Origin of the sequence: Paraburkholderia sp., from assembly GCF_036488505.1 — a bacterium.
Classification (GTDB): Bacteria; Pseudomonadota; Gammaproteobacteria; order Burkholderiales; family Burkholderiaceae; genus Paraburkholderia.
The window spans coordinates 1-7,098 of the sequence record NZ_DASXHN010000499.1 but is presented as its reverse complement, the minus strand read 5'-3'; the positions used below and the strand labels follow the sequence as shown (position 1 = coordinate 7,098).

The window sequence follows — 7,098 nt, the reverse complement described above, 5'->3', positions numbered from 1 at the left end:
ATCTTGGAAGCGGCGATGACTGGACTTATTCTGCGCGACATGCACTGACTCATAGCCGACGCTCAGATGACAAGATCGTCATGTGGCGCACTCCGATTGTGCATCCCGGCATTCGAAGATGACAACTTTGTAACCTCGTGGTCAGGACCGGGTAAAGATCCATTCGTCACACTGGCCACACGTTTCGAAGTCTCCGTTTTCCGAGCGCAGCTCATCTTCCGGGAATACCCATGTGGATTGTCAGACTGGCCTTGCGCAGGCCCTACACCTTTATTGTGCTCGCGATCCTGCTGTTCCTGATCGGACCGCTCGCCATCATGCGTACGCCTACGGATATTTTTCCGAATATCAATATCCCGGTGGTAAGCGTCGTCTGGTCGTTTAACGGTTTCTCCGCGCAGGACATGGCGTACCGGATCACGTCGAACTATGAACGCGCGCTGACTTCCGATGTTGAAGATATTGAACACATTGAATCGCAGTCGCTGAACGGCGTCTCGGTCATCAAGATATTTTTTCATCCCGGCGCGGACATCAACCGCGCTATCGCCGAAGCCGGCTCGAATTCCGAATCCATCCTGCGCGTGCTGCCACCCGGCACGTTGCCGCCGAACATCATTACGTACAACGCGTCGACTGTCCCTATCCTGCAACTGGGATTGTCGAGCAATACGCTGCCCGAGCAAACGCTCTACGACCTGGGCAACAGCTTCATTCGCACGCAGCTTGCTACGGTGCAGGGCGCGGCCGTCCCGCTGCCCTTTGGCGGCAAGATCCGCCAGATCATGATCGACATCGATCCGCGTGCGTTGCAGGCCAAAGGCTTGTCGCCCAGCGACGTAGTCAATGCCGTCAATGCGCAGAACCTGATCCTGCCGGGTGGCACGGCCAAGATCGGCGCACTTGAATACAACGTGCAAATGAACGGCAGCACGGACAGCGTCGCAGCGCTCAACAATTTGCCGATCAAGACCGTCAAAGGCGGTGTGGTGTATGTACGGGACGTCGCCCAGGTGCGTGATGGGTATGCGCCGCAAACCAACATCGTGCGCAACAACGGCAAGCGCGCTGCGCTGCTCACGGTGGAAAAGACCGGTAGCACGTCGACGCTGACAATCATCGGTCAGATCAAGTCCATGCTGCCGAAGATCGCAGCAGGATTGCCGAAGGCGCTGCACATCACGGCGCTTTCCGATCAGTCGGTATTCGTGAAGTCGGCCGTGACCGGGGTCGTGCGGGAAGCAGTGATCGCCGCATGCCTGACCGCGCTGATGATCCTGCTGTTCCTCGGCAGCTGGCGCGCGACCCTGATCATTGCTGTCACCATTCCGCTTTCGGTGCTGACCTCGCTGATTGCGCTCTCGGCACTCGGCGAAACCATCAACATCATGACCCTCGGAGGGCTGGCGCTGGCCGTCGGGATCCTGGTGGACGACGCGACTGTGGCTATCGAAAACATCACGCACCATCTGGAGAACGGCGCGCCGCTGCATGACGCCATTCTCAACGGATCGGGCGAAATCGCGGTTCCCACCTTCGTATCAACGCTCTCTATCTGCATCGTGTTCGTGCCGATGTTCCTGCTCTCAGGCGTAGCGCGATATCTGTTTGTGCCGCTGGCTGAAGCGGTTGTGTTTGCGATGTGCGCGTCCTACTTCTTTTCGCGCACGCTGATCCCGACCCTCGCAATGTACCTGATGAAAATGCCGTCGAAAGATGGCCGGGTGGCACGCGGACCGTTCGCTTTTCTCATGCGATTCCAGGCCGGGTTCGAGCGTCGTTTCGAAACATTGCGCCACGGCTATAAGGCGACACTCAGCCGCGCCATTGAAAACCGCCGCCGCTTCCTGCTGGTGTTCATGCTGCTCTGCGTGGGGTCGTTTGCACTCGTGCCCTTCACAGGCCGCGACTTTTTCCCGGCTGTCGATACCGGCGAGATCCGCCTGCATATGCGTGCCCCCACCGGCACCCGGATCGAACAGACCGCGCGTCTGGCGGACGAAGTCGAAGCGAAGATCCGCACAGTCATTCCGAAGTCGGACGAGGCCGCGTTGCTCGACAACATTGGTGTGCCGGTAAGCGGCATCAACCTGACCTATGACTCGTCAGCGCCGGTCGGATCGGAAGACGCGGACATCATGATCACATTGAAAAAAGGACACGCGCCCACGGCGGACTATGTCGCGAAACTGCGCAACGTACTGACCGCGTCGTTCCCCGGCACCACCTTCGCGTTCCTCCCGGCGGATATCGTCAGCCAGATCCTGAACTTCGGCCTCCCCGCGCCGATCGACATCCAGATCGTCGGCAACAAGCTCGATCAGAACCGTGTGGTGGCGAACAACTTGCTGGCGAAGCTGAGGACCGTGCGTGGTCTCGTCGATGCCCGGATTCAGCAGCCCGGCGACGAACCCGCGATCAACATCGACGTAGACCGGACCAAGGCGATGCAAGCCGGCCTCACACAACGCGATGTCGCGCAAAACCTGCTGATCGCGCTGTCGGGCAGCTCGCAGACCACGCCTAACTTCTGGCTCGATCCGAAGAACGGCGTGAGTTATCCGTTGATGACCGAAGTGCCGCAATACGACATTCATTCGCTGCAGACGCTGGCGAACGTGCCGCTGACGAAGGACGCGACTTCCTCGTCGCCTCAAAACCTGTTGGGTTCATTGGGCACCATGTCCCGTGGCACGCAGCAAGCCGTGGTCTCGCACTACAACGTGCAGCCCGTGCTCGATATCTTCGCTTCAGCGCAAGGACGCGATCTCGGCGGCGTGGCGTCGGACGTGACGCGGCTCGTGGACCAGGCGCAGGCACAGTTGCCCGCCGGCTCGTCGATCGTCATCCGCGGCCAGGTGCAGTCGATGAACGAATCGTTTAGCGGCCTGGGACTGGGACTCGTATTCGCCATCGCGCTGGTCTACCTGCTGATGGTCGTGAACTTCCAGTCGTGGATCGACCCGCTGATCATCATCAGCGGCTTGCCTGCGTCGCTGGCGGGTATCGCGTGGATGCTCTTCGCCACGCACACCACGTTAAGCGTTCCGGCGCTCACGGGCACGATCCTGTGCATCGGCATTGCAACGGCCAACAGCATTCTTGTCATCAACACGGCTCGCGAGATGTTGCAAGGCGGCGCGGCGCCGCTGACCGCTGCCCTTGAAGCCGGCTTCAACCGCTTCCGGCCCGTGCTGATGACCGCGCTCGCGATGCTGATCGGCATGTTGCCGATGGCGCTCGGCCTGGGCGATGGCGGCGAACAGAATGCACCGCTTGGGCGTGCCGTGATCGGTGGCCTGGCGATCGGCACGGTCTCCACCCTTCTATTCGTCCCGGTCGTATTCGGCATGGTCCACGCATGGATCGATAAGCGCCGTATGAAAAAAGCGGCAGCGGCGCAAACCACCCCCGCCATTCAGTGACTGCCTTTAAACGAGCACAGACCATGAACCATCAAAACGACATGCACGAACCAGCGGTGCTGGCTGATAAGACGACCGCCAAGCCCGCCATCCGCCGACGCTTCATGATGCCGCTGGCATTCGCCGCTATCGCTGCTGCGTTGCTTGTGATTGGCATTGTTCCGCGACTGCAAGCCAGCACCGCGCTGACCTCGCAAGCCGCTGCGCAACATGCGCTCGGTGTTTCGGTCATCAAGCCGCGCCGCGCGCCTGCGGTCCAGGAACTCCTGCTGCCCGGCTCGGTGATGCCCTACGCCGATGCCTCGATCTACGCCCGCACAAGCGGATATCTCGAACACTGGTACGCCGACATTGGCGCCAGGGTGAAGACGGGGCAAACGCTGGCCGTCATCCAGACACCGGAACTCGATGCACAGCTTCGCCAGGCGCGCGCCGACGTAGCAACAGCGCAAGCCAATTCCGACTACGCCAAAGTCAGCGCGCAACGCTGGCAGGACATGCTGAAAACACAGTCGGTCTCGCAACAGGACACCGACACGAAGGTCAGCGACATGCAGGCGAAAAGCGCCATGCTGCAGTCCGCGCAAGCTAATGTGCAACGCCTGTCCGAGCTGGTGTCGTACGAAAAGGTGAGCGCGCCCTTCGACGGCGTGGTGACAGCTCGCAACGTAGACGTTGGCGCGCTGGTCACGGCGGGCGGTTCGCCGGGTCTGGCCGCCATGCCTGGTGAACTCTTTCATGTGGAGCAGACGGACACGTTGCGGGTGTTCGTCGATGTACCGCAAAACGATGCGCCTTACGTCACGCCGGGCACCGAGGTTTATCTGAGTGTGCAGCAATATCCAGGCAGGCGTTTCGCCGCGAAAGTCGTGCGCAGTGCCGGTGCGATCGATCCGGTCAGCCGCACGCTGCACGTGGAAGTCGATGTCGACAACCGCGACGGCGCGCTGCTGCCCGGCGCCTATGCACAGGTACATCTGGCGCTGCAGAACGCCAGCCCCGCGCTCGACCTGCCGGTGAGCGCGCTCCTGTTCAGACCCAATGGCGTGAGCGTTGCGGTCGTCGACAGTACGGGTAAAACCGCGCTCAAGACCGTGACCATCGGACGGGATTTCGGCACCCACGTGGAAGTCATGACCGGGCTCACAGCGACGGACCGGGTCATCGACAATCCGGGCGACGCCATCAGCCCGGGCGAGCCGGTGCAGATCGTTTCATCCGCCTCATGAGGACCGTGCTCATGCTTATGTCACCCTCCGCCCTCGCCCGCAAGACGTTGGCCGTCTGCCTGGGCGTCGCGCTCAGCGCTTGCTCCACCTTGCCTGTCTACCAGAAGCCGGACGTCTCCGTTCCCGCGCACTATGCCGGCGCCACAGGTTGGGCGCTCGCCACGCCCGCCGATACCCAGCCGCGCGGCCCATGGTGGACCGTCTTCGGCGACTCGCAGTTGAACGAGCTTGAAAGCCGTATCGATGTATCGAACCAGACGGTCAAGAAAGCGGTCGCGCAGTTGCAGCAAGCACGCGCGTTCGTCGACTATCAACGCGCAGGCTTCTTCCCGACCGTGACCGCGGGCGCGTCCGCGAGCCGCTTCCGTACATCGCAGAACGTGCAGGGCCATTCGCTCGCGGGCAAGACCATACCCGACTATTCGGCCGGCTTGAGCGCTTCGTGGGAGCCCGACCTGTTTGGCCGCGTGAAAGACGCAACCGTCAACGCGCAGGCGAATGCGGCGGCAAGCGAGGCGGATCTTGAAGCGGTGCGCCTTTCGATGACCAGCGACCTGGCCGTTGATTACTTCGACCTGCGTTCACTCGATACCCAGAAAAAGCTCCTCGACGACACCGTGAACGCTTATGCCGACGCGCTGCGCATCCTGAACCAGCAGTTGAAGAACGGCGCGATCGATGCCTCGGCGGTCGCGCTGGCCTCGACCCAACTGGAAAGTACGCGGACACAGGACACGGATATCGACGTCCAGCGCGCGCAGCTTCAGCACGCGATTGCTACGTTGATCGGCGAACCGGCATCGACGTTCTCCATTGCGGCCAATCCGAAATCGTTCGTTGTGCCGTCTATTCCTCCCAGCTTGCCCTCGCAGCTTCTCGAGCGCCGCCCCGATATCGCTGCTGCCGAACGACGCGTATTTGCAGCCAATGCGCAGATCGGCGAAGCACATGCCGCGTTCTTTCCCGATCTCGCGCTCTCGGCGAGCGCCGGACTTGAAAGCACGTTTTTTGCGCCGTGGCTGACCGCTCCAAGCCTGTTCTGGGCGATCGGTCCGCAACTGGTCGGCACGCTATTCGATGGCGGCCGGCGCGATGCCACGCTGAAGGGCGCCAACTCGCAATACGACGGCTCGGTAGCGGACTACCGGCAGACCGTGCTCGTGGCGTTTCAACAGGTCGAGGACAACCTGTCGGCGCTGCAGTCGCTTCAGAGCGAAGCCGCAAGCCAGCAACTCGCAACGTCCTCCGCCGGGCTTGCATTGAAACTGACGACCAACCGGTTCCAGGCGGGTGCAGTGAGCTATCTGGATGTGGTGACCGCACAGACCATCGCGTTGACGAACGAGCGCACCGCCGACCAGATCGATGCGCGCAGGCTTGATGCAAGCGTGTTGTTATTGAAGGCGCTTGGCGGTGGTTGGCAAGGGCTTACGCCCGGATGAACGCTTGCGCCGCGGGAGCCGGGGTTTACTGCCTGGGTTTATCGCCCGTTGAATGGGCGCGGTCATCGTGCGCTCCCGATTCGCGCCGGGAATGCTTCAGTGCGTCAAATATTCCCCAGATGGCAATTGCTAATCCAGTCCCGAACCCGCAAGCCAACAACACATAAGTACTCATCTGCGACCTTACAATGGGTTGAAGCGATACTTGATGACGCGCCAAGCATCGCTGCCCCGGATACTACCGATGCATTCTTTCAAAACCCATGCCATGCCCCACGCATCCGGCACAGCCGGGTCCTGCCGGTCACCGTTGACGCAATCTCAGTCAGGCACTGGTACGGTATCGAGCGCGGCCCAGCTAACGCTCGATACACCCTTGTCCATGCTGAGCCGGCTCGCAACGGCTTCAACCTTTGATTGATATTTCGGATGCGTTTCGAGCGTTGCGATCACTTCCACTCGCTGCGAACCATCGTCGACGTCCGCGCTGCTAAGTCCCTGGAACGAGAGCGGCGCGGACACCATCGAGTTAGTGATCAACGCCCGGATATCCACTTCATCCTCCGCGCGGCAGACCACCGTCAGCACGTATTTGCGCACGAGATCGGCGGAAGCCACCGGCGCTGTATTGATTGCGCGCCCGATCTCACGCAGCACGGTGTTGGTGAACAGGATCACCAGGGTTCCCGCGATGGCGGGCCCATAGTGTGCTGCCCCGCAAAGAACGCCAACGGCCGCCGAGCACCACAAGGTAGCCGCCGTATTGATACCCTGGATTGCACCCTGCTCGCGCATGATGACGCCGCCACCCAGGAAGCCCACGCCGGACACCACGTACGCCGCCATTTGCGTCACGGTCGCGGTTCCGTTCCCGGTCAAGGTGCCAAGGATCACAAACAAGCAGGCACCACTGGTCACCAGGGTGATAGTGCACAGGCCGGCCGTTCGCTGCCGCATCTGTCTCTCCAGACCGATGCCGATACCGAACGACAAAGCCGCTAT

Annotated in this window: 4 protein-coding genes; 3 read left to right on the top strand and 1 reads right to left on the bottom strand. The window is 61.3% G+C overall.

The genetic code is table 11. The annotated features are described in order from the left end of the window. The first annotated feature begins 230 nt into the window (after positions 1-230). The 3 genes from VGH68_RS28655 to VGH68_RS28645 are packed head-to-tail and all read left to right on the top strand — an operon-like array spanning position 231 to position 6,096. Positions 231-3,425, top strand: a complete 3,195-nt coding sequence (locus tag VGH68_RS28655; protein WP_331607112.1) for an efflux RND transporter permease subunit — start codon at positions 231-233, stop codon at positions 3,423-3,425. A 41-nt stretch (positions 3,426-3,466) separates the two neighbouring features. Next, the gene (locus tag VGH68_RS28650) at positions 3,467-4,654 is read left to right on the top strand and encodes an efflux RND transporter periplasmic adaptor subunit (RefSeq protein WP_331607113.1); all 1,188 of its coding nucleotides are present in this window, start codon (positions 3,467-3,469) and stop codon (positions 4,652-4,654) included. An 11-nt stretch (positions 4,655-4,665) separates the two neighbouring features. Then, positions 4,666-6,096 (top strand): efflux transporter outer membrane subunit, encoded by a 1,431-nt coding sequence (locus VGH68_RS28645; RefSeq protein WP_331607111.1) that lies wholly within the window; start codon positions 4,666-4,668, stop codon positions 6,094-6,096. Between the two features lie 321 nt (positions 6,097-6,417). Here the strand turns inward: VGH68_RS28645 and VGH68_RS28640 are convergent, their stop codons facing one another. Then, positions 6,418-7,098, bottom strand: a complete 681-nt coding sequence (locus VGH68_RS28640) for an MgtC/SapB family protein (protein ID WP_331607110.1) — start codon at positions 7,096-7,098, stop codon at positions 6,418-6,420.

Bases quoted from the DNA above. Each gene is read 5' to 3' on its own strand.
- VGH68_RS28655 (WP_331607112.1), top strand. From the start codon at position 231: ATGTGGATTGTCAGACTGGCCTTGCGCAGGCCCTACACCTTTATTGTG.
- VGH68_RS28650 (WP_331607113.1), top strand. From the start codon at position 3,467: ATGCACGAACCAGCGGTGCTGGCTGATAAGACGACCGCCAAGCCCGCC.
- VGH68_RS28645 (WP_331607111.1), top strand. From the start codon at position 4,666: ATGCTTATGTCACCCTCCGCCCTCGCCCGCAAGACGTTGGCCGTCTGC.